The 26,965-nt window shown below is 60.7% G+C and carries 22 protein-coding genes and 1 pseudogene; 15 read left to right on the top strand and 8 right to left on the bottom strand.

Going from position 1 to position 26,965, the window contains the following annotated elements; translation table 11 throughout:
* Positions 1 to 25 precede the first annotated feature (25 nt).
* The 4 genes from pgl to NXC14_RS03570 form a co-directional block, all read right to left on the bottom strand.
* Positions 26 to 724 (bottom strand): 6-phosphogluconolactonase, encoded by a 699-nt coding sequence (gene pgl, locus NXC14_RS03555; RefSeq protein ID WP_085776990.1) that lies wholly within the window; start codon positions 722 to 724, stop codon positions 26 to 28.
* 10 nt (positions 725 to 734) lie between these two features.
* A complete protein-coding gene (gene zwf / locus NXC14_RS03560) occupies positions 735 to 2,210 on the bottom strand; it encodes a glucose-6-phosphate dehydrogenase (protein WP_085776991.1) in 1,476 nt (491 codons plus the stop codon).
* Between the two features lie 134 nt (positions 2,211 to 2,344).
* Complete coding sequence (locus tag NXC14_RS03565; protein WP_085779963.1) at positions 2,345 to 3,640, bottom strand: FAD-binding oxidoreductase; 1,296 nt, start codon at positions 3,638 to 3,640, stop codon at positions 2,345 to 2,347.
* 8 nt (positions 3,641 to 3,648) lie between these two features.
* Positions 3,649 to 5,085: a glutamine synthetase family protein gene (locus NXC14_RS03570; protein ID WP_085776992.1), complete on the bottom strand. Its 1,437-nt coding sequence runs from the start codon at positions 5,083 to 5,085 to the stop codon at positions 3,649 to 3,651.
* A gap of 125 nt (positions 5,086 to 5,210) precedes the next feature.
* Between NXC14_RS03570 and NXC14_RS03575 the strand changes: the two genes are divergently transcribed.
* From NXC14_RS03575 to NXC14_RS03585, 4 genes are all read left to right on the top strand, one after another.
* Positions 5,211 to 6,392: an NAD(P)/FAD-dependent oxidoreductase gene (locus NXC14_RS03575; RefSeq protein ID WP_198175493.1), complete on the top strand. Its 1,182-nt coding sequence runs from the start codon at positions 5,211 to 5,213 to the stop codon at positions 6,390 to 6,392.
* Positions 6,393 to 6,537: 145 nt separating this feature from the next.
* On the top strand, positions 6,538 to 6,681 hold the full coding sequence (locus NXC14_RS32855; RefSeq protein ID WP_198175494.1) for a hypothetical protein: 144 nt from the start codon (positions 6,538 to 6,540) through the stop codon (positions 6,679 to 6,681).
* 313 nt (positions 6,682 to 6,994) lie between these two features.
* Positions 6,995 to 9,526: a HAMP domain-containing methyl-accepting chemotaxis protein gene (locus NXC14_RS03580; RefSeq protein WP_085776994.1), complete on the top strand. Its 2,532-nt coding sequence runs from the start codon at positions 6,995 to 6,997 to the stop codon at positions 9,524 to 9,526.
* A gap of 154 nt (positions 9,527 to 9,680) precedes the next feature.
* The gene (locus NXC14_RS03585; protein ID WP_085776995.1) at positions 9,681 to 11,528 is read left to right on the top strand and encodes a methyl-accepting chemotaxis protein; all 1,848 of its coding nucleotides are present in this window, start codon (positions 9,681 to 9,683) and stop codon (positions 11,526 to 11,528) included.
* On the opposite strand, the gene NXC14_RS03590 is transcribed toward NXC14_RS03585, so the two are convergent.
* The gene (locus NXC14_RS03590) at positions 11,501 to 11,749 is read right to left on the bottom strand and encodes a hypothetical protein (protein WP_198175495.1); all 249 of its coding nucleotides are present in this window, start codon (positions 11,747 to 11,749) and stop codon (positions 11,501 to 11,503) included. The genes NXC14_RS03585 and NXC14_RS03590 overlap by 28 nt on opposite strands.
* Positions 11,750 to 11,839: 90 nt before the next feature.
* On the opposite strand from NXC14_RS03590, the gene NXC14_RS03595 reads away from it, so the two are divergent.
* On the top strand, positions 11,840 to 12,709 hold the full coding sequence (locus NXC14_RS03595; protein WP_085776997.1) for a LysR family transcriptional regulator: 870 nt from the start codon (positions 11,840 to 11,842) through the stop codon (positions 12,707 to 12,709).
* A 112-nt stretch (positions 12,710 to 12,821) separates the two neighbouring features.
* On the opposite strand, the gene NXC14_RS03600 is transcribed toward NXC14_RS03595, so the two are convergent.
* Both NXC14_RS03600 and aceA read right to left on the bottom strand, forming a co-directional pair.
* Positions 12,822 to 13,058, bottom strand: a complete 237-nt coding sequence (locus NXC14_RS03600; protein ID WP_064800722.1) for a hypothetical protein — start codon at positions 13,056 to 13,058, stop codon at positions 12,822 to 12,824.
* 20 nt (positions 13,059 to 13,078) lie between these two features.
* On the bottom strand, positions 13,079 to 14,368 hold the full coding sequence (aceA, locus tag NXC14_RS03605; protein WP_085776998.1) for an isocitrate lyase: 1,290 nt from the start codon (positions 14,366 to 14,368) through the stop codon (positions 13,079 to 13,081).
* 192 nt (positions 14,369 to 14,560) lie between these two features.
* On the opposite strand from aceA, the gene NXC14_RS03610 reads away from it, so the two are divergent.
* From NXC14_RS03610 to NXC14_RS03630, 5 genes are all read left to right on the top strand, one after another.
* Positions 14,561 to 15,970, top strand: coding sequence for an XRE family transcriptional regulator (locus NXC14_RS03610; RefSeq protein WP_085776999.1), 1,410 nt, complete (start codon positions 14,561 to 14,563; stop codon positions 15,968 to 15,970).
* A 127-nt stretch (positions 15,971 to 16,097) separates the two neighbouring features.
* A complete protein-coding gene (locus tag NXC14_RS03615; RefSeq protein ID WP_085779964.1) occupies positions 16,098 to 17,195 on the top strand; it encodes a polyamine ABC transporter substrate-binding protein in 1,098 nt (365 codons plus the stop codon).
* Positions 17,196 to 17,284: 89 nt separating this feature from the next.
* A complete protein-coding gene (locus NXC14_RS03620; protein ID WP_085779965.1) occupies positions 17,285 to 18,427 on the top strand; it encodes an ABC transporter ATP-binding protein in 1,143 nt (380 codons plus the stop codon).
* A 4-nt stretch (positions 18,428 to 18,431) separates the two neighbouring features.
* Positions 18,432 to 19,343: an ABC transporter permease subunit gene (locus NXC14_RS03625; protein ID WP_085777000.1), complete on the top strand. Its 912-nt coding sequence runs from the start codon at positions 18,432 to 18,434 to the stop codon at positions 19,341 to 19,343.
* 3 nt (positions 19,344 to 19,346) lie between these two features.
* Entirely contained in the window at positions 19,347 to 20,165 is an 819-nt protein-coding gene (locus tag NXC14_RS03630; protein WP_085777001.1) for an ABC transporter permease, read from the top strand.
* Positions 20,166 to 20,270: 105 nt separating this feature from the next.
* On the opposite strand, the gene NXC14_RS03635 is transcribed toward NXC14_RS03630, so the two are convergent.
* Entirely contained in the window at positions 20,271 to 20,933 is a 663-nt protein-coding gene (locus NXC14_RS03635; RefSeq protein ID WP_085779966.1) for a GntR family transcriptional regulator, read from the bottom strand.
* A gap of 370 nt (positions 20,934 to 21,303) precedes the next feature.
* Here NXC14_RS03635 and NXC14_RS03640 point away from each other — a divergent pair, with 370 nt between their 5' ends.
* The 5 genes and pseudogenes from NXC14_RS03640 to NXC14_RS03655 all read left to right on the top strand — a co-directional run bounded on the left by NXC14_RS03640 (position 21,304) and on the right by NXC14_RS03655 (position 26,891).
* A complete protein-coding gene (locus NXC14_RS03640) occupies positions 21,304 to 22,560 on the top strand; it encodes an NRAMP family divalent metal transporter (protein ID WP_085777002.1) in 1,257 nt (418 codons plus the stop codon).
* 74 nt (positions 22,561 to 22,634) lie between these two features.
* A complete protein-coding gene (locus tag NXC14_RS03645; protein WP_085779967.1) occupies positions 22,635 to 23,402 on the top strand; it encodes a 5-oxoprolinase subunit PxpA in 768 nt (255 codons plus the stop codon).
* A gap of 45 nt (positions 23,403 to 23,447) precedes the next feature.
* Positions 23,448 to 23,543, top strand: a pseudogene (locus NXC14_RS32275) (DUF1445 domain-containing protein); the annotation flags it as partial.
* A 7-nt stretch (positions 23,544 to 23,550) separates the two neighbouring features.
* Positions 23,551 to 25,167 carry a 5-oxoprolinase/urea amidolyase family protein gene (locus NXC14_RS03650; RefSeq protein ID WP_085777003.1) on the top strand — a complete coding sequence of 539 codons (1,617 nt, stop codon included), beginning with the start codon at positions 23,551 to 23,553 and terminating at the stop codon, positions 25,165 to 25,167.
* Positions 25,164 to 26,891: a biotin carboxylase N-terminal domain-containing protein gene (locus NXC14_RS03655; protein WP_085777004.1), complete on the top strand. Its 1,728-nt coding sequence runs from the start codon at positions 25,164 to 25,166 to the stop codon at positions 26,889 to 26,891. The genes NXC14_RS03650 and NXC14_RS03655 overlap by 4 nt, the downstream gene beginning before the upstream one ends.
* Positions 26,892 to 26,965 lie beyond the last annotated feature (74 nt).

Consider the following 26,965-nt stretch of genomic DNA (forward strand, 5'->3'; position numbering starts at 1 on the left):
AATCCGGATCCGGGTCTGGGGCCGATCAGGGAGCCCAGTAGATCTCGACCGGGGAAGTGGCCCGGCGCAGAACGGCGCGGATCGGCATTTCTGCCTCGTCACCGCTGCCTTCCGCCTTGGCGAGAACGTCTTTTTTGCCTTCGCCCTCGATATGGAGCACCAGGAGTGCGGCATCCTGAAGACTGGAGAAGGTGAAGGTCAGGCGCGGCTCGCCGGCTCCTTCCGCTTCCATCGGGATGACGCCGCGCGGCGTCGATGCGTCGAGCGCCTGGGCAAGATTGCTGCCGCCGGGAAAGAACGAGGCCGTGTGGCCGTCGCCGCCCATGCCGAGGATCACCACGTCGAAGGGGATGCCGATTTCGGCGCTCTTTTCCGTCGCAAGCCGTGCGGCTTCCTCGACTGAGGATGCCGGCTGGTAAAGCGGCACGAAACGCGCCGCCTTCGCCTTGTCCTGCAAGAGATTGGCATCGACCAGCAGATGGTTCGAGCGGGCATTATCGGCCGGAACGAAACGTTCGTCCACCAGCGTGATCGTCACCTTGTCCCAGGCAATGTCGCGTGTCGAAAGCGCCTGGAAGAAGGCCTTCGGCGTCGAACCGCCGGAAACGGCCATGGACGCCGCACCTCGAGCGGAGATGGACGCCGAGAGCGTATCGGCAACCTTATCGGCGAGGCCGCCGGCGAGTTCGGCGGCACTAGCGAAGGAATGCAGGGTTGAGGCCATCGATGTCGTCCTAGATGTCGTCATGCCAGGTGCGGCCGTCGCGCTCGATGAGCGCGATGGCCTGGCTCGGGCCCCAGGTGCCAGCCGTATAGCCCTGCACCTGCTGGCCGGTCGTTTCCCAACCCTTGAGGATCGGATCCACCCATTTCCAGGCGGCTTCGACTTCGTCGCGGCGCATGAACAGGGTCTGGTTGGAACGGATCACATCCATCAGCAAGCGCTCGTAAGCGTCGGGATTGCGGACATTGAACGCCTGGGCGAAGCTCATGTCGAGCGATACGTTGCGCAACCGCATGCCGCCCGGACCCGGATCCTTGATCATCAGCGACTGCTTGACGCCCTCATCCGGCTGCAGGCGGATGATCAGCTGGTTGGCGACGATGCGTCCGGCCGCCTGGTCGAAGATCGCATGCGGGATCGGCTTGAAGGTGATGACGATCTCGGACATGCGTCCGGTAAGCCGCTTGCCGGTTCTGATGTAGAACGGAACGCCCGCCCAGCGCCAGTTATTGATCTCGGCCTTGATGGCGACGAAAGTCTCGGTGTTCGAGACGCCGCCTTCCAGCTCTTCGAGATAACCCTTGACCGGGCCGCTGCCCGAAGCGCCGGCGCGATACTGGCCGCGGACCGTCGCCTGCTCGACATTGGAGGCATCGAGCGGCTTCAGGGCGCGCAGCACCTTCAGCTTCTCGTCGCGAACGGCTTCCGAATCCATCGACGATGGTACTTCCATCGCCGTCAGGCAGAGCAGCTGCAGGATATGGTTCTGCACCATGTCGCGCAGCGCGCCGGCCGTATCGTAATAGCCGGCGCGGCCTTCGAGACCGACCGATTCCGCCACGGTGATCTGCACATGATCGATATAGTTGGCGTTCCACAGCGGCTCGTAAAGCGCATTGGCGAAACGCAAGGCCATCAGGTTCTGCACCGTCTCCTTGCCGAGATAGTGGTCGATACGGAAGATCTGCTCTTCCTTGAAGACGCGGCCGATCGTGTCGTTGAGTTGCAACGCCGAAGCCAGATCACGGCCGATCGGCTTCTCGACGACGATGCGGGTCGATTTGGTGATCAGCTTGTGGTCATGGATCTTCTGGGAAATATCGCCGAAGATGCCGGGCGCAACCGCCAGATAGAAGGCGCGCACCCGATCTCTGCTTTCGTCGAGCAGTTTCTTCAGCTGATCCCAGCCCGTGTCAGTGCGGGCGTCGACCGAAACATAGTAGAGGCGGGCACAGAACTTTTCGACCTCCGCGTCGTCGTATTCGCCTTTCTTCAGGTGTTCCTTCAGCGCGTCCTTGGCGAACTTGCGATATTCCTCATGCGAAAGCGGGCTGCGCGAGGCGCCGATGATACGCGTCGGTTCCGTGAACTGACCCTCGATCTGGCGATGGTAGAGCGCAGGCAGAAGCTTACGTTCGGCAAGGTCGCCGCTGCCACCGAAGACGACATAATCAAAAGGCTCAACGGGAATGATCTGGCTGCTCATGAGCTTGTCTCTCAATCAGGCTGGTTGGCGGCCCTTTTAATCTAATCGATTTAAAAAAGCCAGTGTGCAGTGCAATGAATCTGTCAGGCACCGGTTTTAGAGCGAATTCCGCAAAGAGGAAATCCGCAATCGGACTAAAACTTGTCGCGAAGCGCAAACCACGACAAGGCGAGGAAAAGCAACGGCGCCCGCATCCGGGCTCCGCCGGGAAAGGCGGGAATGTCGAGCGATTTGAACAGATCAAGATCGCCGGATTTTCCGAGCACCGCTTCTGCGTAGAGCTTGCCACAGTAGTTTGACAGCATGACGCCATGGCCGGAGTAACCGCCGATCGAGGTGACGCCGGGCATCACCTCGCGCACGAAAAGCTGGCGTGGCATGGTGATGCCGACGCTGCCTCCCCAGGCATGGGTGATCTCGATATCCTTCAGGTCGGGATAGATCTCGGCGATCTGCCGGCGGATATGCTCCGATATGTCCCGCGGATTGTCCGCCGTATAGGCCTCGCGCCCACCGAACAGCAGGCGGCCTTCGAATCTGCGGAAATAGCGCACGACGAAGCGCGAATCGGCGACGGCCTCGCCCCCCGGCAGCACATCGGGGTAGCCGTCGAGCGGAACAGTGGCGCCGATGAAGGAGCGGATCGGCATAACATGACTTGCCGTCACCGGCTCAAGATTGCCGATATGGCCGTTGCAGGCGATCAGCGCCCGGTCGGCGGTGATCGTGCCCTTTTCGGTTTCGATCGTCACCTTGCCGCCGCTTTGGCGGATCGCCTTTGCATGGGTCATCTCGAAAATGGACGCGCCGGCATTGGCGGCCACCCGGGCGAGCCCGATGAGCAGCTTGAGCGGATGAATATGGCCGGTCCCGACATCGCGCACGCCGCAGTGGAAACGCTTCGAGCCGAGCCGCTCCTGCGTTTCCTTCTCATCCATGAAGCTCAAATGCGGGTAGCCATAGCGCTCGGCGGCGATTTCGGCATTCTCACGGTAGTCACGTTCGTAGCTTGCCTTGTGCGCGACGTTGAGCTGCCCGGGCACATAATCGATCTCGATCTGATGTTCCCGGGCGAAATCGAGAAGATGGCGCTTGGCCGCCTCGGCGACATCGAACAGGGCTTTCGAGCGTTCGTAGCCGATCTTTTCCTCAAGCTCTTCCGGCCACCATCGCTGGCCGGTGCCGAGCTGGCCGCCATTGCGCCCCGACGCTCCGTCTCCGAAGCGCCAGGCCTCGATCAGCACGACGGAAACGCCTGACTTGGCGAGGTTGTAGGCGGCCTGCAGGCCGGTATAGCCGCCGCCGACAATTGCGACGTCGCATGTTCTCGAGCCGTCGAGAGCGGCGTAGGTCGGCCGCTCCCCGACAGTTGCCTGATACCAGGATAGCCCGGGCGCAATCGGGCTCTGCCACATCGCCTGCGATGCCATGATATCGCTCACACGTTGAGCAGAAGAAACTCCCGCTCCCAGGGACTGATCACCTGCATGAAGGTCTCGAATTCGCCGCGCTTGACGCCGGCGTAAAGGCCGATGAACTGCTTGCCGAACACCTCTTCGAAGGCGGGCTCGTCCTCCATCAGCGCCACGGCTTCCAGCAGGCCGCGCGGCAGGTCGATCGAGCCCTCATTGGCCGAATCCTCGGTCGGCGCCGTCGGCTCGATCTGCCTCATGATGCCGAGCAGGCCGGCGGCAAGCGAGGCGGCGAGCGCCAGATAGGGATTGGCGTCCGAGCTCGGCAGCCGGTTTTCCACCCGCCGCGCCTGCGGATCGGAAACCGGAACGCGGAAGGCGGTCGTCCGGTTGTCGTAGCCCCAGGCGTTGTTGACGGGGCAGGACATGTCGGGCTGCAGGCGCCGATAGGAATTCACATAGGGCGCCAGCATCGCCATCGCGCTCGGCACAAATTTCTGCATGCCGCCGATGAAATGGAAGAATTCCTTCGAGGCCGATCCATCCGCATTGGAGAAGACGTTTCTGCCTGTCTCGACATTGACCACCGACTGGTGGATGTGCATCGCCGATCCCGGCTGGCCCTGCATCGGCTTGGCCATGAAGGTCGCATAGATGTCGTGCTTCAGCGCCGCTTCACGGATCGTGCGCTTGAACAGGAACACCTGGTCGGCAAGCTCGATCGGATTGCCGTGGCGCAGGTTGATCTCGAGTTGCGCCGGTCCCTCTTCGTGGATCAGCGTATCGATCTCCAGCCCCTGCTTCTCGGAGAAATGGTAGATGTCGTCGATCAGCTCGTCGAATTCGTTGATGCCGGCGATCGAATAGCCTTGGCCGCCGAGGATCGAGCGGCCGGAGCGGCCTTTCGGAGGATGCAGCGGATAGTCGGGGTCGTCATTCTTGGCGACCAGGTAGAACTCGATCTCGGGCGCCACGATCGGCTTCCAGCCGCGGTCGTGATAGAGGCTCATGATCCGCTTCAAGACGTTGCGTGGCGTATAGGGCACTTCGCCGCCGTCGGAATCGACAATGTCGCAGATCACCTGGGCCGTCGGGTCGGTTTCCCAGGGCACGACCGACAGCGTCGAAAGATCGGGCATCAGCTTCAGATCGCTGTCGCGCGGCTCGTAGCGGAAGCTCTCCGTCTCCTCCGGATACTCGCCCGAAATCGTATGCCGATAGATCGCCGACGGCAGCGCCAGCGAGGTGTTGGAGGTGAATTTGGAACTCGGCATCATCTTGCCGCGCGGAACGCCGGCAAGATCCGGCGTGATGCATTCAATGTCTTCGATGCCCCTGGCCCTCAGCCACTGCGCCGCTTCCTTCCAGTTCGCAACGCCGCGCAGGGATCCGGGGTCCGGGGGTGTTTTGGTCGAGGCGGGTACGTTTCTGGCAGGCTTCAGCGTCGTCTTTTTTGGGGACATGACACACCGGTTTGGTTGATCGTGGCGCCATCATAGCCGGAGTTTGCCAATTGGCGAGGGGTTGAGAACGTTGACTTTCGTCCTTTGATGGAAAAGAAGACGCCGGTTGGATCGGGGAAAAAGGTTTGCAGCACAAAAGCGACGTCATCGTCATCGGCGCCGGAGCCGCCGGCATGATGGCGGCCATTCGCGCGGGCAGACGCGGCCGCTCGGTCGTGGTCATCGACCATGCGAAGGCGCCTGGCGAGAAGATCCGCATATCAGGCGGCGGCCGCTGCAATTTCACCAATATCCATGCCGGACCGAGGAATTTCCTTTCCGCCAATCCGCATTTCTGCAAGTCGGCGCTTGCCCGTTTCACGCCCGCCGATTTCATCGCCATGGTCGATCGGCACGGCATTGCATGGCATGAAAAGACGCTCGGCCAGTTGTTCTGCGATGACAGCGCCAAGGACATCATCCGTATGCTGCTGGACGAGATGCGCGCGGTCGGCGCGGGCCTGCATCTCGGCACCGAAATATCCGGCGTCGAGAGGAGGGAGGCAGGCTTCCGCGTCTCCACGGGCGAAGGCGTCTTCGAGGCATCCTCTCTCATCGTGGCGACCGGCGGCAAATCGATCCCGAAGATGGGTGCCACCGGCTTTGCCTATCGCCTTGCCGAACAGTTCGGCCTCACCGTGCTCGAAACCCGCCCGGCTCTCGTGCCGCTGACGCTGGATCCAGGCATGCTTGCAAGCATTGCGCCGCTTGCCGGCATATCGGCCCCCGCCAAAATCCGCCACGGCCGCACTGCCTTCCGTGAAGCGCTGCTGTTTACCCACCGGGGTTTAAGCGGCCCCGCCATCCTGCAGATTTCCTCCTACTGGCGGGAGGGTGATGAAATCGTCGTTGCAGTCGAACCGGATGTCGACATATCGGCGCATTTGAAGACGGCGAAGCAGCTGAATGGCCGCCAGTCGGCCCAGACAGCTCTCGGCGATATCCTGCCGAAGCGGCTGGCCCAGTTTCTCGTCGAGCGGGAAAAGATCGCCGGTAATATGGCCGACCTGCCGGACAAGGCGCTGCAGCGGCTGGCCGCCAGCGCCCAGAACTGGATCATCAAACCATCCGGCTCGGAAGGATATCGCACTGCCGAGGTGACGCTCGGCGGCATCGACACCGCGGGCCTCGATTCCCGCAGCATGGAAGCAAAGACCGTTCCCGGCCTTTATTTCGTCGGTGAATGTGTTGACGTCACCGGCTGGCTCGGCGGCTATAATTTCCAATGGGCCTGGGCTTCCGGTTTTGCCGCCGGCGAATCTGCGTAGAAATATCCGCAATAACGATTCAAGACTTCTTAAGAGAGGTGCGCCATCCTGTCTCAATTGCCGGATCTGAAAGCTTTTCCCAAATTAAGCTTTACCGGCAGGCCTTTTTGTTGGACTGTTGTGTCACAAGAGTGAGGTTTCGAGCATGAACAGAAACGCACGACGCGCCCGCGCCATCGCAATCGCCCAGGCAAAACCCGACGCCCGCATCGCCAGCCTGCGATACCTGATGCTCGCAGCCGGCGCGACCGCCGCCAGCCTGGCGCTGCTGCTAGCCAACCTCATCTGATCCTGCCCGCCCATCTGAAAGCAAACTTGCCGGCCTCCGATCGCGACGCTGCGCCCGCGTGGCGCATAATCTGCAATTATTTCACCGTGTTGGCTTAAGTCACCATTACCGCTTATCTGAAAATTAATATCTAATCTGACACAATCGCCCGCGATTATTTGGGCGTTTCCAAGTTTGCTTGGACATGAACTGGCAATGACTGCCGCCTGGCCTCCAGGTCCCCCGATGGAAAGAGAATAATTCGATGTGCACTCGGCTGGCGCGCCTTATGGCTGCCGGCGGGAGGAGTAGTGTATGAAAGGCCCGGAACGCCATGTTGATTGACAAGATTCTTTCCCGTTTCAGGATCAAGACCAAGGTTTTGATCTTCGTTCTGCCCTTTGTCGTTACCATTTCGGCGGTGGGATTGACCGGCCTTTACGCATCCGGCCTTCTTCAGGGCCGCATGGAAATATCCAATAGCGTGCTGCAGTCGCTGAGCGGGTTCAAGGATCTCTACGGTTCGATGGACGATTTCCTGCGCGTCACCAGCCCCGAGGCGCGCGACAAGCTGCTGTCGGATCTGAAGATGCAGCAGGGCGTGCTCGATCAGACGCTCGACCAGGTCGGTGAACAGGCTGCCGGCCGGGACAGCCTCGCGGAAGCTTCGAGCCGCACCAAGGAGATTTCGGGCGTCGTCGACAAGCTCTGGGCGTTGCACGAGCAGGAACAGGCGCTGCATGAGCAGATCGATGCGGCGCAGAAGAGCCTGATCAGCACCCGTTTCACGGTCTCCTATCAGGCCGAGGAATTGCAGACCGCGCTCCAGCGCGATGAAGGCGCTGCCACCATAACGCTGCGCACTGCCGACCGCCTATTGAAGGGCGGCGATTTCTTCGGCACCGTGGCCAGCGGCTACGCCAAGCCGCAGACGCCTGAGGAAAAGATCGCCTTCATCAACGAACAGATGCCCGCGATCATCAAGTCGCAGCGCTTGATCGCCATTTCGGTTCCGGCCAATCAGAAGAATGTCATCGACGCGCTGGCAGCGACCATCGACGGCATTAAGGCGATCGCCCAGATGCCCAGCCCGACCGACGAGAACATCACCGAACTCGGCCGCCTCATTTCGCGCTTCCGTCAGACCTCGACTTATACACAGTTGACCGCGACGCAAATGATGCGTCAGGCGACACAGAGTTTTGCTGAACTCGAGGGCCGCATTGGCCAGACCAATTCCGTTCTTCAGGATACGCGGCGCCTGGAAAATTCGGTCTATGCGCTGCAGATCGTCCTTTCCGATTTCCTCGCCAATTCAAGCAAGGACAATCTGGTCCGTCTGCAGCAGCAGACCGGCACGCTCGGCAAGGACATGGAGGTGCTGGCCACCAGCGCCAAGGGAATGGGCTTTGCCGAAGGCATATCGGACGCGATCAAGCCGGCGCTTGACGTCATATCGGGCGGCGGTTCGAAGATCGTCGATACGATCGGCGAGCGCGTGACGGCCTATGCCGCGGCGCGACAGGAACTCGACGAGATCTGGAAGAAGCTCACTGATTTCGCCGAACTGCAGAAGCAGACAGCCGGAACCGAGCGCACCCAGGCAAACAGCATCTCCGTCATGACCACTGGCCTCGGCATTCTTCTGTCGATCCTCGGCGGCATCGCCCTGGTGCTGACGCTGCAGCGCCCGATCAGCCAGATCACCGCCGCGATGCGCCGCATTGCCGACGGAGCCCTGGATACCAGCATAACGGGCGAGCAGCGCTATGACGAAATCGGCGACATGGCCCGGGCGCTCGGCATCTTCAAGGAAAATGCCATCTCGAAGATTCGCATCGAGGAACAGAGCGACGAGGAGCGCGCTGCCGCCGAGCACGAGCGCCAGCGCAACGATGCCGAAAAGCGCGAGATGGACCGTCAGATCGAGTTCGCGGTCAACGCACTTGCGGCCGGCCTCGAGCGCATGTCGCAGGGCGATATCTCGACTACGATCGATACCCCCTTCATCGGCCGACTCGAACAACTTCGTCAGGATTTCAACGGTTCGATGCTGCGCCTGCAGGCAACAATGAGCCAGATCCGCGACAACGTCGAATTGATCCAGGGCAACGGCAACCAGATGGCCCACTCGGCCGAGGATCTCTCCAAGCGCACGGAACAGCAGGCTGCCTCGCTCGAAGAGACCGCCGCAGCCGTCGATCAGATCACCGTCACTGTCCGCTCGTCGGCCGAACGCGCCAAGGACGCGGACCAGATCGTCCGCCAGGCCAAACGCAGCGCCGACGATTCCGCGGTCGTCGTCAGCAATGCGATTGACGCCATGGGCCGCATCGAGGAGGCCTCGCGTCAGATCGAGCAGATCATCGGCGTCATCGACGAGATCGCCTTCCAGACCAATTTGCTGGCGCTCAACGCCGGCATCGAGGCGGCCCGCGCCGGCGAGGCCGGCAAGGGCTTCGCCGTCGTCGCCATGGAAGTCCGCGAACTTGCCCAGCGCTCCGCGGCGGCTGCGCAGGAGATCAAGGGCCTGATCAACAAGTCGACCAGCGAGGTCAGCTCCGGCTCGCAGTTCGTCCAGGAAACCGGCACCGTGCTTGCGAAGATCAGCGCCCAGATCGTCACGATCAGCCAGCATGTCGAGATGATCGCTCGCGCCAGCCACGACCAATCCAACGCGCTGCAGAGCGTCAACTCGACGGTCAATCAGATGGACCAGATGACGCAGAAGAACGCCGCGATGGTCGAGGAGACGACGGCCGCCAGCCGCGAACTAGCCGACGAGGCTGACGCGCTGCGCCGCCTGATCCAGCAGTTCAAGATCCACGGCGAGGCGGCCGAAGCCCAGGTTTATCGCGCCGCCTGATCGCGATCACTTCACGTCCGAACGGCCCCGGTTCTTCCCGGGGCCGTTTTCTTTTGTGTGCAGAATCGCGCTTCTCGCCGCTCTGATTTACGGAAAATTTTTCCTTAACGCTTTTGGCTTAATTTAGCATTTGTCATGCCGGCCGGGGGTTACGATGCTGCGCCTTTTTTCTACGTCTATCGTGCGACAGATCGTTGCGATCACGCTGTTTCTGCTGGCGATCAGCACGGCCGCCATTGTCGGCGCAACCTATTACAATCTCAGCCGTCATGTGATGGACGGGGCCGTCTCCGACGCCAGGGATGCCGCCCGCGCCATGGCTGTCCTTTACGGCGCGGCTGATCCGGCGGCGAAGATTGCGGTGAAGGACAATCAGCTCTCCGCCGTCACCGAGGATGCGGTTCCAGCCCTTGCCGATCATTCGCTTGTCGATCGCACCGCGCAGTCGATCGCCGGCGTCGCGACCATTTTCCAGAAGCAGGGCAGCGACTACGTCCGCATCTCCACGAACGTCAAGAAAGAAAACGGCGAGCGCGCCGTCGGCACCAAGCTCGCAGCCGAGCACCCGGCTCAGCCGGTTCTTGCCAGGGGTGAGGCCTATTACGGCCCGGCCGAGCTATTCGGCCGCAAGTTCATGACCGGCTATTTCCCGATCAAGAACGCATCCAATGCCAATGTTGGTATTCTCTTCATCGGCATTCCGATGGAATTCTATTACCAACGCATGAATGAGCTGCAGATCCTGATTCTCGGCATCGGCGCCATCGTCATGCTGCTCGTCGGTGTACTCGCCTTTTATGCGATCCGCCTGTCGGTGAAGCCTTTGCAGGCGCTGACCGCCAGCGTCCACTCGATCTCCTCGGGCGATCTCGAAGGGACGATCCCTTGTCTTGAGAAGAAGAACGAGTTCGGCGATATCGGCCGAGCCCTGGCGCTTTTCCGCGACAGCGCCCGCGCCAGGCGCGATCTGGAAACCGAAGCGGTCGAACAGCGCGCCTTGAGCGACGCGGAACGCGCCCGCAATGATGCCGACAAGCGCTCGCTCGACAGCCAGATCGATTTTGCCGTCAGCCAGCTTGCGGCCGGCCTCGGGCGCCTGTCCCAGGGCGATGTCTCGCAAACGATCGGCACGCCCTTTATCGGCCGGCTGGAACAACTGCGCGTCGATTTCAACGCGTCGCTGCTGCGGCTCCAGGATACGCTTTCCGGTATCCGCGACAGCGCTTCGACGATCCAGCGCAACAGCAGCGCCGTTTCGGCCTCCGCCGGCGAGCTTTCGAAGCGCACCGAGGCGCAGGCGGCGAGCCTGGAGGAGACCGCCGCCGCGGTGGAGGAGATCACAGTGACGGTTCGCTCCTCCGCCGAGCGTGCCCGCGAAGCCAACAGCGTCGTCGCCGCGACCAAGAAGACGGCCGACAATTCCGGCACCGTGGTCGGCGATGCCGTCGCCGCCATGGAGCGTATCGAAGAGGCTTCGCAGCGTATCGAGCAGATCATCGAGGTGATCGACGATATCGCCTTCCAGACCAACCTTCTGGCGCTGAATGCCGGCATCGAAGCGGCGCGGGCCGGCGAGGCGGGCAAAGGCTTTGCCGTCGTCGCCCAGGAAGTCCGCGAACTCGCCCAGCGTTCAGCCGATGCGGCGCGCGAGATCAAGTCGTTGATCGAAACGTCGAGCCGGGAAGTGACGGCAGGCTCGGAACTCGTCCAGAAGACCGGCGGCGTTCTTGCCTCGATCAGCCAGGAGATCATCGCGATCAGCGGCCATGTCGAGACCATCGCCACTGCCAGCCGCGATCAGTCGGCCGCGCTGCAGGAGGTCAACGGCTCCGTCAACGCCATGGACCAGATGACCCAGAAGAACGCCTCGATGGTTGCCGAGACCACGCAGGCAAGCCGTCTGCTCGCCGGCGAGGCCGATACGCTGATGGCGCTGATCGAACGCTTCCGTATTGGCGCCGAGCCCGCGGCCGCTCACCTCGGCGCAAGGAAAGTCGCCTGAGGAACCCGGCCGCGACTGCCGCAAGACTGCGCCGCAGCTTTGCGGCGCTTTGACACCACGCGCCTGATGATGAGGTCGAGCGAGGTCAGCCAGGCGGCGAAGCGAATGGTGCCGCTGTCTCCGAACTCGTCATAGAATCGATCCTCATCCGCCTTGCTGTTGCTCGGCGGGCGATGGTGGCGAAATCCATGCACGCCTGCGATGGTGATCATGTCGATCATGAGATGTCCTTTCCTACTCAAAGACATCTCTTGATTTAAGCATCGAATTTCTCTTCATAAACAGGGAAATCCACGCTATGTTTTTCACTGATGAAAAACGCGAATTGGGATTCCTATCAGCTTTTCCTGCAGGTGGCCCGCCTTGGCGGTCTGACGGGGGCCAGTGCCGCCAGCGGTCTTAGCCCCGCGACCATCGGCCGGCGCATGCTCGATCTCGAACAGGAGGTCGGCCGCACCCTGTTTTCCCGCAGCCAGACAGGTTATCGGCTGACGCGGGATGGCCAGGCGCTGCTCGATCACCTTCAAGAGATGGAAGCCGCCGCCCGCAAGGTCGAAGCCTGGCGGCAATCGGGTGAGGGCGGCACGACAGTCAGGATCACCGCAGGCACCTGGGTCGCCTGGCTTCTGACGGAGAATTTCGCTGCCATCCGCATGCCGGGCGATGCCTTCGCCATTGCGCTCACCATCGGTGAGGCGCGGGCAAGCCTTGCCTATCGCGAGAGCGACATCGGCATTCGCGCTTTCGAGCCGGAGGAACCCAATCTGGCCGCCCGCCAGCTTGGAGAGGTGGCATACGCCGTCTATGTCAGGCGAAATGCAGTCGAGACCGACGAGCGCTGGATTGCCGTCGGCGAGGAGGAGGCGATCTCGGCCTATCTGCGCTGGCCGCATTCCCATGCCGCGGCTGATATCGTCGCCACCGTCAACCGGCCGCGCTCGCTGCCGGATCTGGTGCGCGCCGGCGCCGGCAAGACGGTGCTTCCCTGTTTCGTCGGCGATCTTCATCCCGAATTGCAGCGCCAAGGCGGCGAATTGCCGGAATTGCGTCATCGTCAATGGATCGTCATGAATGCCGAGGATCGCCATCGCCCGGAGATCCGCACGGTCGCCGACCGCATGACGAAGCTCGTTAGAAGCTATGCCGACCTTTTCGCCGGCAAGCGTCCGAGCCGCGGCTGATACCCGGCCCGGGAAGACTGGAAGACGATAGGGCGTCCGCGCATTCTTTCGCGGCGCGGACGCTGTGACCGAGCGCAATCCGAGCGACGTGCCCGGGCTGCCGCCTATTTCGTCAGTGCCGGTTGGTGACGACGACCGGGATCAACAGGTCGCCCCAGTTGCCGTCGCCGCCGTGGTGACGGGCCGAGCGCACCAGTTCGACAGAAACGCCGGCCTCGACGGCCTTCATGACGGATTGGTTCAGCCGATGCAGGTCATTGGCGAGCATGCGGATCGTCGTCTGCTGATCCTCGCTCATGCTCGATGCCTGCTCTTCGGCCCGTTCGCGGACGCGTGCGATGGATGCCATGATCTATCCTCCTCTTCGGGTCATTCCGCAGCCGGTTTGAACTGCGCATGTTCGGTTGAATCGTGCATGGCCGTGGTCGAAGACCGGCCGCCGGTGATGGCGAGCGACACGGCGTCGAAATAGCCGGTGCCGACCTCGCGTTGATGTTTGGTGGCGGTATAGCCGTTCACTTCCGCGGCGAATTCGGCCTGCTGCAATTCGGAATAGGCCGACATCTGCCGCTGCTTGTAGCCGCGCGCCAGCTCGTACATGCCATAGTTCAGCTGGTGGAAGCCGGCGAGCGTGATGAACTGAAATTTGTAGCCCATTGCGCCGAGCTCGCGCTGGAACTTGGCGATCGTCGCCTCGTCGAGGTTCTTCTTCCAGTTGAACGATGGCGAGCAATTATAGGCAAGCAGCTTGCCCGGATGGACCTTGTGGACACCCTCGGCAAAACGGCGAGCCTGCTCCAGATCCGGCTTCGAGGTCTCGCACCAGATCAGGTCGCAATGCGGCGCATAGGCGACGGCACGGGCGATGCAGGGCTCGATGCCGTTTCTGACCTGATAGAAGCCTTCGACCGTGCGCCCGGCATCGTAGTCGACGAAGGGCTGGTCGCGCTCATCGATGTCAGACGTCAGCAGTTTTGCTGCTTCCGCATCGGTGCGGGCGATGACCAGGGTCGCCACGCCCATGACGTCGGCAGCAAGCCGGGCGGCGTCGAGATTGCGGATATGGGCGGCCGTCGGGATCAGCACCTTGCCGCCGAGATGGCCGCATTTCTTCTCCGAAGCGAGTTGGTCCTCGAAATGGACGCCTGCCGCACCCGCCTCGATATAGGCCTTCATGATCTCGAAAGCGTTGAGCGGCCCACCAAAACCGGCTTCCGCATCGGCAACGATCGGTGCAAACCAGGTCTCGACGGAAAGGCCGTTGCCCTCTGCGGTCTCGATCTGATCGGCGCGCTGCAGCGTGCGATTGATGCGCTTGGCGAGTTCCGGCCCGGCATTGGCGGGATAAAGCGACTGGTCGGGATACATCGCCGATGCGGTATTGGCGTCGGCCGCCACCTGCCAGCCGGAGAGATAGATCGCCTTCAGCCCGGCGCGCACCATCTGCATGGCCTGGTTGCCGGAGAGCGCGCCGAGCGCATTGACGAAGTCTTCCTGATGAATGAGCTGCCACAAGCGATCCGCCCCCATTTCGGCGAGCGTATGGCTGAGCGCCACCGAGCCTCTCAGCCGCTCTACGTCAGCGGCGGAATAGGGCCGTTCGATACCGTCAAAGCGGCCTGCTGGCGCATTTCGGACAAGCTTGTAAAAATCGGTCATGCGGGCTTTCCTCACTGAAAATCGTCATTGCGTGAATGAATGACAAGATTGACAATTTGCGCCGTTATGGCCAGAAAAACCTTTGATTTTCGGACCGGAAAGAGGTTAAGATGACGAGGATTGACAGAGGGGCGCTGTGAAGTAGTAAAGTTTTGTAAATTAAGCGCCCCTGTTCTTTGTCAAAGGTGTGACATGGCGGAACGGAAGATCTTCGCAGGCCCTAAACTGCGGCGCATTCGCAATGCGCTGGCGCTGACGCAGACCGCCATGGCCGAGGCGCTGGAGATTTCGCCTTCCTACCTGAACCTGATCGAACGCAACCAGCGGCCGTTGACGGTTCAGCTGCTCCTGAAGCTTGCGGCCGTCTACCGGATCGATCTGGAGGAGTTGCGGGGACAGACCGGCGGCAGTCTCGGTCAGCTGAAGGAGGTCTTCGCCGACCCGCTGCTATCAGGCGAACTGCCCGGTGACCAGGAACTGGTGGAGGTGGCTGAAGCGGCGCCGAATGCCGCAAGCGGCATGATCAAGCTTTATCGTGCCTACCGCGAACAGGCCGCGCGGCTATCCGATCTGACAGTGCTGATGGCGGCCGAGGGGCATGCGCCCGTTGCCGCCGGCCGACTGCCGCTGGACGAGCTGCGCGAGGCGCTGGAGCGCCGATCCGGCTATTTCGGACGGATCGAGGCAGCGGCGGAAGCCTTTGCTGCGACGGTGCCCGGCGGCCTCGATCTTGCGGCGGGACTGAAGGACTGGCTGCGCGCCGAACGCGGCATTGCGGTGCGCGTCTTACCCGTGCACGTCATGCCGGATCTGCGCCGCCGTTTCGATCGCCATTCGATGCGGCTTTTCATTTCGGAACGCCTGTCGCCGGCCGATCGTGCGCACGAGATAGCGGTCGAGGCAGCGACCCTTGCCTTGCTGCCGGCCATCGATGCCGAGCTCGACGATCTCCAACTTTCCTCCGCCGAGGCGCGCCGCATCGCCCGCTTCGAGTTTGCCCGCATTGCGGCACTGGCGCTGGCCATGCCCTATGAAGCCTTCCTTTCGGCGGCCAAGGCGACGCGTTACGACATCGATATTCTTCGGACGCGTTTCGGCGTCTCCTTCGGCCATGCGGCAACGCGTCTGACGATGATGCAGCGACCCGGCGCGGCAGCAATCCCCTTCTTCCTGATCGAGATCGATGCGGCCGGCCATCGGCTGCGGCGAGCTGGCGCCCAAGGCTTTCCGCAGGCCCGTTTCGGCGGCGGCTGTCCGAAGCTCAATATCCACGCCGCCTTCCTGCAGCCGGGCCAGATTCTTGCCGAGACAGTGGTCATGCAAGATGGCGCGTCCTTCCTGACGGTCGCGCGCACCCTGGAGGGGCCGAGCGTCGAATTCGGCGAAAGAATCAGACGCACTGCGATCCTGGTCGGCTGCGATGCCGCTCTTGCAGACGGCGTGGTCTACGGGCAGGCGGCGGCGCTCGATCCGGTTGCAATCGGCCCGGCCTGTCGTCTCTGCGAGCGGCGCGGCTGCCTTTCCCGCGCCGAGCCGCCGGTAACGCGGCCGCTCGGGCTCGACGAGATGGTGGCGGGTCTCAGCGCCTTCGACTTCCAGTGATTGTGAAATGATTGAAGGCGCAGTTTTTGCGCTTGTGGGCTTAGAAATTCCTTCTTAGTCTGCGGACAAAACCAGAGGGAAAAAAATGTTCGCGGGATGCGGGCTCTTCGAACAAACAGGAGAATTCATGAGGTCAACCATCGCAACCGTGACGGCCGCAGCCATCGCCGCGCTCCTTGCCGCCGCGCCGGCCGTTGCGCAGGAGCGCGTCGTTAACGTCTACAACTGGTCGGATTATATCGACGACAGCATCCTTGCCGATTTCACCAAGGAAACCGGCATCAAGGTCGTCTACGACACGTTCGATTCCAATGAGACTGTCGAAACCAAGCTGCTTGCCGGCGGCACCGGTTATGACGTCGTAGTTCCCACGGCCGACTTCCTGCAGCGTCAGATCCAGGCTGGCGTCTTCCAGAAACTCGACAAATCCAAGCTGCCGAACCTTTCCAACATGTGGGATGTGATCCAGGAGCGCACCGCTGCCTACGATCCGGGCAACGAATACGCTGTCGACTACATGTGGGGCACCGACGGGATCGGCTATAACGTCAAGAAGGTCGCAGAAATCCTCGGGCCTGATGCCAAGCCAGGTCTCGAAGTGATATTCGACTCGAAGGTGGCCGAGAAGTTCAAGGATTGCGGCATCTACGTGCTCGACACGCCGAAGGACGTGATGACCACGGCGCTGCGTTATCTCGGCCTCGATCCGAACTCGACCAAGGCCGAAGATTTCAAGAAGGTCGAGGAATTGCTGACGGCGGTGCGCCCTTATATCCGCAAGTTCCACTCCTCCGAATATATCAACGCCCTTGCCAATGGCGATATCTGCATCGCCTTCGGCTATTCCGGCGACATGCTGCAGGCCCGCGACCGCGCGGCCGAGGCCAAGAACGGTGTCGAGGTCAACTATTCGATCCCCGTGCAGGGCGCCCAGATGTGGTTCGACATGATGGCAATCCCGGCCGATGCCAAGCATGTGGCCGAGGCGCACGAATTCCTGAACTACCTGATGAAGCCCGAGGTCATCGCCAAGGCGAGCGACCACACCTTCTATGCCAACGGCAATAAGGCCTCGCAGCAGTTCGTCAGCAAGGAAGTGCTGGAAGATCCGGCCGTCTATCCGACCGACGCGGTGATGAAGAACCTGTTCACGGTCAAGCCGTGGGATCCGAAGACCCAACGCACGGCGACGCGGATCTGGACGAAGGTCGTGACCGGCCAGTAGGTTGGTGCCAGGCCCGGACGGAAACGTCCGGGCCTTTCAATTACCGGCCGGGGTGGAGGCCGGCTGAAAACTTATTCTCGGGGAATATGATGAAATCTTTGGGCAATATCCGCCGCGCCTTCGCACCCTGGACCGATCCTTCTGCAAAACCTTTCATAGCCTTCAAGAATGTCACCAAGCGTTTCGGCAATTTCACCGCCGTCGATGATCTGTCGCTGAACATTTATCATCGCGAGTTCTTTGCTCTGCTCGGCGCCTCCGGCTGCGGCAAGTCGACGCTTCTACGCATGCTCGCCGGCTTCGAGCAGCCGAGCTCGGGCGAGATCATCCTCGATGGCACCGACCTCGCCGGCACGCCGCCCTACAAGCGGCCGGTCAATATGATGTTCCAGTCCTACGCGCTTTTTCCGCATATGACCGTCGAGAAGAATATCGCCTTCGGCCTCAAGCAGGACGGCATGCCGAAGGACGAAATAGTCGAGCGCGTGACGCAGATGCTGAAGCTCGTAAAGCTGGAGCAGTTTGCCTCACGCAAACCGAACCAGCTCTCCGGCGGTCAGCGCCAGCGCGTCGCGCTCGCCCGCTCGCTCGCCAAACGCCCGAAAGTGCTGCTGCTCGATGAACCGCTCGGCGCGCTCGACAAGAAGCTGCGCGAGGAAACCCAGTTCGAACTGATGGACCTGCAGCAGACGCTCGGCCTCACCTTCGTTGTGGTCACCCATGATCAGGAAGAGGCGATGACCATGGCCGACCGCATCGCGGTCATGAGCCACGGCCAGGTCGTGCAGGTGGCAACGCCGGGCGAAATCTACGAGGCGCCGAATTGCCGCTTTGTCGCGGACTTCATCGGCGACGTGAATATCTTCGACGGCAAGGTGACGACGTCTGGAAGCGGGGCGGTCGAGATATCAGTCGAAAGCGGCCTGACGATCCGGACTGCCGCCACGGAGGCGCCGGCGACCGGCAGCACGGTCGGTTTTGCTATCCGCCCGGAAAAGATTCGCGTGACGCGCACGGCCCCCGCGAACGCCTCGGTCAATGCCGCCAAGGGCGAGATCTGGGATATCGCCTATCTCGGCGACATGACCGTCTTCCACATTAAGCTGCCGGGCGGCAAATTCGTCAGAGCCTCTTCCCTCAACGCGCAGCGTTCCGTCGAAGACCCTTTCACCTATGATCAGGAGGTCTGGGTTTCGTTCGACGAGAATGGCGGCGTGCTGCTGAAGGACTGAGGCTATGGAAACTTTCGCATCTCGCCTTTACAACCGTCTCGTCATCATTATCCCCTATGCTTGGCTGCTGCTCTTCTTTCTGGCGCCGTTCTTCATCGTCTTCCGTATTTCCCTGTCGACGACGGCAATCGCCATCCCACCCTACGAGCCGGTCTTCTCCTTTGCCGATGGCTGGGGTGGTTTCTGGAGCAAGGTCGCGACCTTCTCCTTCGATAATTACGGCTATCTCACCGACGATCCGCTCTATTTCAACGCTTATCTCTCGAGCGTCATCATCGCGGCGGTCTCGACTTTGCTGATGCTGCTGATCGCCTATCCGATCGCCTATGGCATGGCTCAGGCCCCGCGCCGCATGCGGCCGACGCTTTTGATGCTCGTCATCCTGCCGTTCTGGACGAGCTTCTTGATCCGCGTTTACGCCTGGATCGCTATCCTGAAGCCCGAAGGGCTGCTGAACCAGCTTCTCCTGTCGCTGCATGTGATCGACAGCCCATTGATCATCCTCAACACCACCACCGCCGTCTATATCGGCATCGTCTATTCCTATCTGCCCTTCATGGTGCTGCCGCTCTATTCGGCGCTCGAAAAGATGGACGGCACGCTGATCGAGGCAGCGCAGGATCTCGGCTGCACGCCGATCCAGGCCTTCTGGCGCGTCACCTTCCCACTGTCGATCCCCGGTGTGGTTGCCGGCTGCATGCTGGTCTTCATCCCTGCCGTCGGCGAGTTCGTCATTCCCGATCTTCTCGGCGGTTCGCAGACGCTGATGATCGGCAAGACGCTCTGGAACGAATTCAACGCGAACAGAGACTGGCCGGTCTCCTCGGCGGTCGCAACCATCCTGCTGATGATCCTGGTGATCCCGATCGTTTTCTTCCAGAATGTCCAGGCCAAGGCCGAAGAGCGGGGGAAGTAAGCCATGCTGAGATGGACCCGTTTCAACATCATCTCCGTCGTGCTCGGCTTTGCCTTCCTCTATCTGCCGATCGTGCTGCTGGTGGTCTTTTCCTTCAACGAATCGAAGCTCGTCACCGTCTGGGGTGGCTTCTCCACCAAATGGTATGTCTCGCTGCTCTCGAACCAGGCCCTGCTCGATGCCGCCTGGGTAACGATCCGTGTCGGTCTGCTGTCGGCCACCTTCGCGACCGTCCTCGGCACGATGGCGGCGCTGACGCTGGTGCGCTATAGCCGCTTCCGCGGCCGCATGCTCTTTTCGGGAATGGTCTATGCGCCGCTCGTCATGCCGGAAGTCATCACCGGTCTGTCGCTGCTGCTGCTCTTCGTGGCGATCGGCTTCGACCGCGGCTTCTGGACGATCACGCTGGCGCATACGACGCTGACCATGTGCTTCGTCGCCGTTGTCGTGCAGTCACGGCTCTTGAGCTTCGACCAGTCCATTGAGGAAGCCGCCCAGGATCTGGGTGCGCCGCCGGTGCGGACCTTCTTCGAGATCACGCTGCCGATCATCTCGCCGGCGGTGTTTTCGGGCTGGATCCTGGCTTTCACGCTGTCGCTTGACGACCTCGTGATTGCAAGCTTCACCTCCGGCCCCGGCGCAACCACACTGCCGATGAAGATCTATAGCCAGGTGCGCCTTGGGGTGACGCCCGAGATCAACGCGATCTGCACGATCCTGATCGCCATCGTCGCGGTCGGCGTTATCTGCGCATCGATCGTCACCAAGCGCCGCGAAGTGCAGCGCGAGCGCGATGAGTGGGCGGCTGCTGCCGGCGCCTGATCCAACGAAAACGAAGAGCTCCAGCAGGTCTGGCTGGCGGTCGCTGACGACATGAACGTTTGACTTCGTTCACCGATGTCGCCGAGAGCGCATCGTTGTGAAATCTCAGCCGAGATAGGATGCCCGCTCGAACGCCTTTAAGAGTGCTCGCTCGGACAGATTGAGGTAGGTCTCCATCTCGTGGCACGCCTGACTGTTCTCACCTTTTTCTGTCAGGGTAACGATAGTGTTGTTCATATCAATGAACGGTGCGTGAAGTTGCTCCAGATTATCCAGAAGCCCGAACCCAAGGCGCAACTCTGCTGCAACGCGTTCGTAGAAATCGCTAAGCCGTGCGCTGTCTGCTAGGTCCACGATCGCGCTGTGAAATTTCATGTTCGCACTTCCTACTGCATGCCAGTCCTGCTCTTCACGCTTGGTCTTCGCCTCCTCCACAGCCTCGCGCATCGCTTTGACCGCAGGATGAAGTCGCCAGGCTTGCCGAAGCGCGCCGCATTCCAACATCCGGCGAACTCGGTAGATGTCCATGATAGAAGCCACATTCGGTGTTGCTACAAATACACCCCGATTGGTCTCGTGGCGGAGCAATCCGTCCTTGGTAAGCAGCCGAAAGGCCTCGCGGAGTGAGTTACGCGACACTTCAAACCGATCACTGAAGCCTGCTTCCGACACCCGCTGCCCAGGTAACAATTCACCGGAGATCAACAAAGCGCGGATGCGCTTCGCCAATCGGTCTGCCAAGGGCTGATTCTCAGCTTTTTCGGTCACCGAAACCTCTTCTGCCGCATGGGGATACTCGGCCATTGCATACCACTAAAATGGGCGACTGGAAGCGCCAATGTGAGAACGGAAAATCCATTTAATGGGGAAATCAGTACGGTTTCAGTAAACGATGCAATTTGATCGTTGAACAATCAGTTAGCTACGTCTTCGCCTGCTCCCATCGCGCTGGAGGTGTCTCTGATTAAGACATTGTGTATCGATCAACAATATGAGAGATACGCTCCATTTTTGCATGTTTTTGGCGGAACGATGAGTAATGATCGTTGAACAATCTTGACAACGTCGCAGAGCAGATCATGATGGGAGTGCTAAAAGCATCCGCGAGGGGCGGGTGACGATAAACGGAGAAACTTCCATGCAGCAGACCGAGCTCGCGCACGGCCGCCAGGTTGCGGCTGTGCAAAGCGCCAAAGCGCAGCGCTACGCCTTACTTTCCGCAATGTTCCTGATGTCGATGGCAGCCGTAGGACCGGGCTTCATCACACAGACGGCCAATTTCACCGTTAAGCTCGGGGCAGCCTTTGCCTTCGCGATCATCGTTTCCATCTTGATCGACTTCGTCGTCCAGGCAAATGTCTGGCGTATTGTAACGGTGACCCGCATGCGGGCGCCGGCAGTTGCCAACGCGGCAATCCCGGGTTCAGGTTATCTGCTGGCCGTTCTGGTGATTATCGGTGGCCTGTTCTTCAATATTGGCAATATGGGAGGGGCAGGGCTTGGCCTCAATGCCATGATCGGTCTCGATCCGAAGATCGGCGGAGCGATCGGCGCCCTTGTTGCCATCGGCATCTTCGTTTCGCGTCGTGCGGGTGTGGCGATGGATCGCGTGGTCTTCGTCGCCGCCTTCGTCAAACTTGCACTTATTCTTTACGCTGCAGTCGTTTCCGGTCCACCGGTCGCTGATGCTTTCCACCAGACGGTCCTGCCATCCACAATTGACTTTGCCACCATCACCACGATCGTGGGCGGCACGATCGGCGGCTACATTACGTATGCCGGTGCGCATCGCCTGCTCGACAAAGGAACGGTCGGAGTCGAAAACATCGGCGCGGTCAATCGCGCGGCGCTGAGCGGCATCGCTATCACCGGAGTGTTGCGCTATATCCTGTTCCTGGCCGTTCTCGGCGTCGTTGCCTCTGGAGCGGTCATCGACCTGTCCGGCAAAGCAGCAAATCCGGCAGGCCAGGCCTTCCATGCCGCGGCCGGCGACATCGGCTTCCGCCTGTTCGGCGCAGTCTTCCTTGCTTCGGCGCTAACCAGCATTATCGGCGCAGCGTACACGTCGGTCTCGTTCCTCACGGCCTTCAAGCCGGATATGAGCGAGCGGCAACGTAACTTGTCGACAGTTGGTTTTATCTGCATCTCGCTGATCGCCTATATGCTTGTCACCACCCCGCCGGCCGCTATGCTTGTGTTCGTCGGCGGTCTGAACGGTCTCGTGTTGCCCATCGGTCTTTCGATCCTGTTGTTCGCAGCCTGGAAGCGCGCAGACCTGATGCATGGATACCAATATCCTCGGTGGCTCCTGGGCCTTGGTGCACTCGCCTGCTGCCTGACCTGGTACATGGCCTACAAGTCCGTTGGCCCTATCTTCGCGCTGCTCGGCTATTAAAATCATCCACCCAAACTTTAGCCGGCCATATTGGTGTGGCCACGCAAGTCCACTGCTTCAGGAGGAATATCATGATGGCCGTTATCGATCTCAACAGCGATCTTGGCGAAGGTTACGGCGCTTGGAGCATGGGGGATGATGCCGCAATGCTCGCCGTTGTTTCCAGCGCCAACATTGCCTGCGGTTTTCATGCCGGTGATCCGGCCGGGATCTACCGCACAGTCAAGGGTGCTGCTGAGAAGGGCGTCGCGGTCGGCGCGCATGTCTCCTACCCGGATCGCGTCGGCTTCGGCCGCCGCGATCTCGATGCCACCTCTGAAGAACTGATTGCCGACGTCATATATCAGATCGGCGCGCTGAAGGGCGTTGCCGCAGCCGCTCGCACGACCGTTCGTTACGTGAAGCCACACGGCGCACTCTACAATCGTATCGCGAACGACTCAAGACAGGGACGGGCCGTCATCGACGCCATAAAGGCCGTCGATCCTTCCTTAATCCTAGTGGGCCTTGCCGGAGCACCCATTCTTGATCTCGCCCGCAAGGAGGGGCTCGTTGTTGTCGCAGAAGCCTTTGCCGACCGAGCCTATACTCCGCAGGGACAATTGGTCTCCCGCCGCCAAGCCGGTGCGGTGCTGCACGACGCCACCCATATCGCCGAGCGCATGTTGCAGCTTGCCCGTGAAGGTACGCTTGAGGCCATCGACGGCAGCAGCATCAAGATTGAAGCGCAATCCATCTGTGTTCATGGCGACAGCCCCGACGCCGTTGCCATAGCACAGGAAGTCCGCCGCCGTTTCGAACTGGAAGGCGTCGAAATCCGTTCGTTCACGCCCGCCAATTGAGGAACAGCGCATGAGCATTCCCCCTCTTGCCTTAGGCAAGCCGTGGCAGCCATCATGGCCTCCGGCGTTCGCTTCGCCATAACCCGTGCACCGAGCCACATGTTCGTAACCGACATTTCCGATTCTGCCGATCACGTGTGAGAACAGAATGCGTTTTCTTCCGGTCAGCCTCACCACCCTGCTTGTCGAACTGGCCGATCTTGACCAGACGCTTGCTTTGTTCGCCTCCCTTCAAGCCGATCCGATCGAAGGTATCGAAGAAACAGTTCCGGCGGCCCGGACGCTGATGATCCGTTTTCGCCCAGAGAGAATTAGCGGCGAGACACTGGCAAGCAGGCTTGCGACCCGCGATCTCTCGGCCAAAATCGCCGTCTCGGAAAATCTCGTCGAAATTCCCGTTCGTTACGACGGCGAAGATCTCGGCGACGTCGCTGAATTGACCGGCCTGAGTGTTGAAGAGGTCATCCGTCGGCACACCGAAAGCGAGTTCATTGTCGCCTTTTGTGGTTTTGCGCCCGGTTTCGGCTATCTCGTCGGTGGCGACCCCGCGCTTCACGTACCACGCCGCCAAAGCCCCCGCACCCGTATACCCGCTGGCTCCGTCGGGCTTGCCGGCGCTTTCAGTGGCGTCTACCCGCAAAACAGCCCCGGTGGCTGGCAGATCATCGGCACAACGCCATTGAAGATGTGGGATATCGATCGCGATCCAGGCGCGCTTCTCCAGCCTGGTTATCGCGTCCGCTTCCTCAATATGGCAGGCAACACCGTTTCTGTTGCCTCCACGACGCCGCGTAAAGATGAGGCGGAAACAGACAGGACCGCACCACGCTTCGAGGTTCTTGCGGCACCGATGCCGGCGCTGTTTCAGGATCTCGGACGCTTCGGCCAAACCGGGCAGGGCATCTCGGCAGCCGGAGCGCTTGATCGAAGTGCTTTCAATGCCGCTAACCGCATTGTCGGCAATCCCGCCAACACACCCTGTCTTGAACTGACGCTCGGCGGTTTTTCCTTCAAAAGCTCAAGCCGGACCGTTATTGGTGCTGCCGGAGCGCTCGGCTCGATCACGATCAAAACCGCAGCCGGACGCACATTCACTGCCGAAGCTTATGCCCCGGTATCCGTTGAGCCCGGCGATGTGGTGACCTTTGGCCAACCGCTGAAGGGCATGCGCAGCTATCTTGCTGTGCGCGGCGGTTTCAAGGTCGAACCTGTTCTTGGCAGCGTAGCAACCGATACGTTGGCGATTGTCGGCCCCCAGCCGGTCACTGCTGGCTCAACCCTCTTTTTAAATCTCGTGAACTCAGGCCTTTCGAGCGTTTCGATCTTCGAGGTACCGGCTTTCGATCCACCGGGGCCTTGCGATGTGGTAACGCTCGATGTGGTTCTGGGTCCTCGCACGGACTGGTTCACGCAAAGGGGACTCGAGACCCTGACAGGCCAGCTATGGCAGGTGACGCCACAGTCGAATCGCGTCGGCATCCGGCTGGCTGGCGACATTCCGGTCGAACGGAAGGATAGCGCCGAACTGGCAAGCGAAGGTACTGCGACAGGCGCCATCCAGATACCTCACAGCGGCCAGCCGGTCCTGTTCCTTAACGATCACCCGTTGACCGGCGGTTATCCGGTTATCGGCGCAGTCGCCAATTATCACCTTGATCTTGCGGGTCAGATTCCGGTGAACGCAAAAATCAGGTTCCGGCCAATAGGCCCGTTCGCCGAAATATCGGCGGGCGAGAACCCAGAATTCCGAGGAGAACAGCGATGAAGAAAGTACTGATTGCCAATCGGGGCGAGATCGCGGTGCGCATCATCCGCGCCTGCTGCGACTACGGTATCCAGTCCGTCGCCGTTTATGCCGACCCTGATCAAGACGCACTATTTGTGCGCCTGGCGGATGAGGCTTATGCACTTGAAGGTATCCGCCCTGCGGAAACCTATCTTGACATTTCCAAGCTGATCGCCATTGCAAAACGTGCCGGCGCAGACGCCGTACACCCCGGTTATGGTTTTCTCTCCGAGCGCGCCGAATTTGCGCAAGCGGTAATGGATGCCGGTTTGACCTGGATCGGCCCGGCCCCCCAGGTCATTGAAGCGCTCGGCGACAAGGTGGAGGCGCGACGCATTGCCACCAGCGTAGGTGCACCGTTGGTCGCGGGAAGCGATGGTCCAGTCTGCTCCGCCGCAGAAGTCATCGCCTTTGCCGAGGAATATGGCCTTCCTGTTGCCATCAAGGCGGCTCACGGCGGCGGCGGTCGCGGCCTGAAGGTCGCGTGGAAAATGGAGGAAATCTCCGATCTTTACGAATCCGCCGTTCGTGAAGCAACCGCCGCCTTTGGTCGCGGCGAATGTTTCCTCGAACGTTTCCTCGATCGACCCCGCCATATCGAAGCGCAGGTCGTTGCGGACAAGCACGGCAATGTCCTCGTTCTTGGAACGCGAGACTGCTCCCTACAGCGCCGGAACCAGAAACTGATCGAAGAAGCGCCGGCACCTTTCTTGTCCAAGGAGCAGCGGCACAAGATTCACGAGGCGGCGAAATCAATCATCGCGGCTGCAGGCTATTCAGGTGCCGGTACCGTTGAATTCCTGCTCGGCGTTGACGGAACGATTTCCTTCCTCGAAGTCAATACTCGGCTTCAGGTGGAACATCCCGTAACCGAGGAAACGACTGGCATCGATCTGGTCATCGAGCAATTTCGCATCGCAGAAGGCCATAAGCTGCGTGTCATCGATACGCCGGAACCGCGTGGCCATTCCATGGAGTTTCGCATCAACGCCGAAGACCCCGGCCGGGGTTTCCTGCCGACGCCCGGCTCCATCTCGGTTTTCGATGCGCCTTCCGGCCCCGGAATACGTGTGGACAGTGGCGTCGTTGGCGGTTCCAGCATTCCGGGCGTGTTCGATTCGCTGATGGCGAAGCTCATCGTAAGCGGCTCAGACCGAGACGAAGTGCTGCGCCGCGCTCGCCGCGCCTTGAAAGAATTCCGCATCGAGGGCGTGGCAACCGTCCTGCCGTTCCACCGTGCGGCCATCGAAACCAAGGACTTCATCGGCAGCGATGGTTTCAAGGTGCATACGCGATGGATCGAGACTGACTTTGCCGCCATGCCAGACGCGATGGAACGTCCCGAACCGGCAAATGACCCATCCATGACCCACACATGGCTGGAGATTGACGGCAAGCGCGTATCAGTTGGACTGCCAAACATATTGTTATCCGGTCTTAGCACAGTCGGTCGGATCGACACCGCCGCAGCCGATGCGAACGGTCAAAACAAGGAAGAAGGCGTTGTGGCACCAGTTTCCGGAACGCTGCAATCCTTCAAGGTAGAGGATGGCGCTACTGTTGCCGAAGGTGATCTCCTGGCGGTCATGGAGGCCATGAAGATGGAAACACAGATCGCTGCCCCGAAGGCGGGCAAGGTCCACCTTCTTGTAAAGGAAGGCGACTATCTGCAGGCTGGCGTGCCGCTCATGGCGCTTGAATAGTATGAAGGAGCACGGTCGATCTACCGCCGCCATACGATTGGTAATTAACCGATCGTCCCCGGCGCAGGCTGGTC

Source organism: Rhizobium sp. NXC14 (assembly GCF_002117485.1).
Taxonomy (GTDB): Bacteria; Pseudomonadota; Alphaproteobacteria; order Rhizobiales; family Rhizobiaceae; genus Rhizobium.

Excerpts from the sequence above, each read along its gene's own strand:
- NXC14_RS03570 (WP_085776992.1), bottom strand. The coding sequence starts at position 5,085 with ATGTCCCCAAAAAAGACGACGCTGAAGCCTGCCAGAAACGTACCCGCC.
- NXC14_RS03610 (WP_085776999.1), top strand. The coding sequence starts at position 14,561 with ATGGCGGAACGGAAGATCTTCGCAGGCCCTAAACTGCGGCGCATTCGC.
- NXC14_RS03640 (WP_085777002.1), top strand. The coding sequence starts at position 21,304 with ATGCAGCAGACCGAGCTCGCGCACGGCCGCCAGGTTGCGGCTGTGCAA.
- NXC14_RS03630 (WP_085777001.1), top strand. The coding sequence starts at position 19,347 with ATGCTGAGATGGACCCGTTTCAACATCATCTCCGTCGTGCTCGGCTTT.
- NXC14_RS03655 (WP_085777004.1), top strand. The coding sequence starts at position 25,164 with ATGAAGAAAGTACTGATTGCCAATCGGGGCGAGATCGCGGTGCGCATC.
- NXC14_RS03585 (WP_085776995.1), top strand. The coding sequence starts at position 9,681 with ATGCTGCGCCTTTTTTCTACGTCTATCGTGCGACAGATCGTTGCGATC.
- NXC14_RS03615 (WP_085779964.1), top strand. The coding sequence starts at position 16,098 with ATGAGGTCAACCATCGCAACCGTGACGGCCGCAGCCATCGCCGCGCTC.
- pgl (WP_085776990.1), bottom strand. The coding sequence starts at position 724 with ATGGCCTCAACCCTGCATTCCTTCGCTAGTGCCGCCGAACTCGCCGGC.
- NXC14_RS03645 (WP_085779967.1), top strand. The coding sequence starts at position 22,635 with ATGGCCGTTATCGATCTCAACAGCGATCTTGGCGAAGGTTACGGCGCT.
- NXC14_RS03600 (WP_064800722.1), bottom strand. The coding sequence starts at position 13,058 with ATGGCATCCATCGCACGCGTCCGCGAACGGGCCGAAGAGCAGGCATCG.
- aceA (WP_085776998.1), bottom strand. The coding sequence starts at position 14,368 with ATGACCGATTTTTACAAGCTTGTCCGAAATGCGCCAGCAGGCCGCTTT.
- NXC14_RS32855 (WP_198175494.1), top strand. The coding sequence starts at position 6,538 with ATGAACAGAAACGCACGACGCGCCCGCGCCATCGCAATCGCCCAGGCA.
- NXC14_RS03650 (WP_085777003.1), top strand. The coding sequence starts at position 23,551 with ATGCGTTTTCTTCCGGTCAGCCTCACCACCCTGCTTGTCGAACTGGCC.
- zwf (WP_085776991.1), bottom strand. The coding sequence starts at position 2,210 with ATGAGCAGCCAGATCATTCCCGTTGAGCCTTTTGATTATGTCGTCTTC.
- NXC14_RS03625 (WP_085777000.1), top strand. The coding sequence starts at position 18,432 with ATGGAAACTTTCGCATCTCGCCTTTACAACCGTCTCGTCATCATTATC.
- NXC14_RS03590 (WP_198175495.1), bottom strand. The coding sequence starts at position 11,749 with ATGATCGACATGATCACCATCGCAGGCGTGCATGGATTTCGCCACCAT.
- NXC14_RS03620 (WP_085779965.1), top strand. The coding sequence starts at position 17,285 with ATGAAATCTTTGGGCAATATCCGCCGCGCCTTCGCACCCTGGACCGAT.
- NXC14_RS03565 (WP_085779963.1), bottom strand. The coding sequence starts at position 3,640 with ATGGCATCGCAGGCGATGTGGCAGAGCCCGATTGCGCCCGGGCTATCC.
- NXC14_RS03595 (WP_085776997.1), top strand. The coding sequence starts at position 11,840 with ATGAAAAACGCGAATTGGGATTCCTATCAGCTTTTCCTGCAGGTGGCC.
- NXC14_RS03580 (WP_085776994.1), top strand. The coding sequence starts at position 6,995 with ATGTTGATTGACAAGATTCTTTCCCGTTTCAGGATCAAGACCAAGGTT.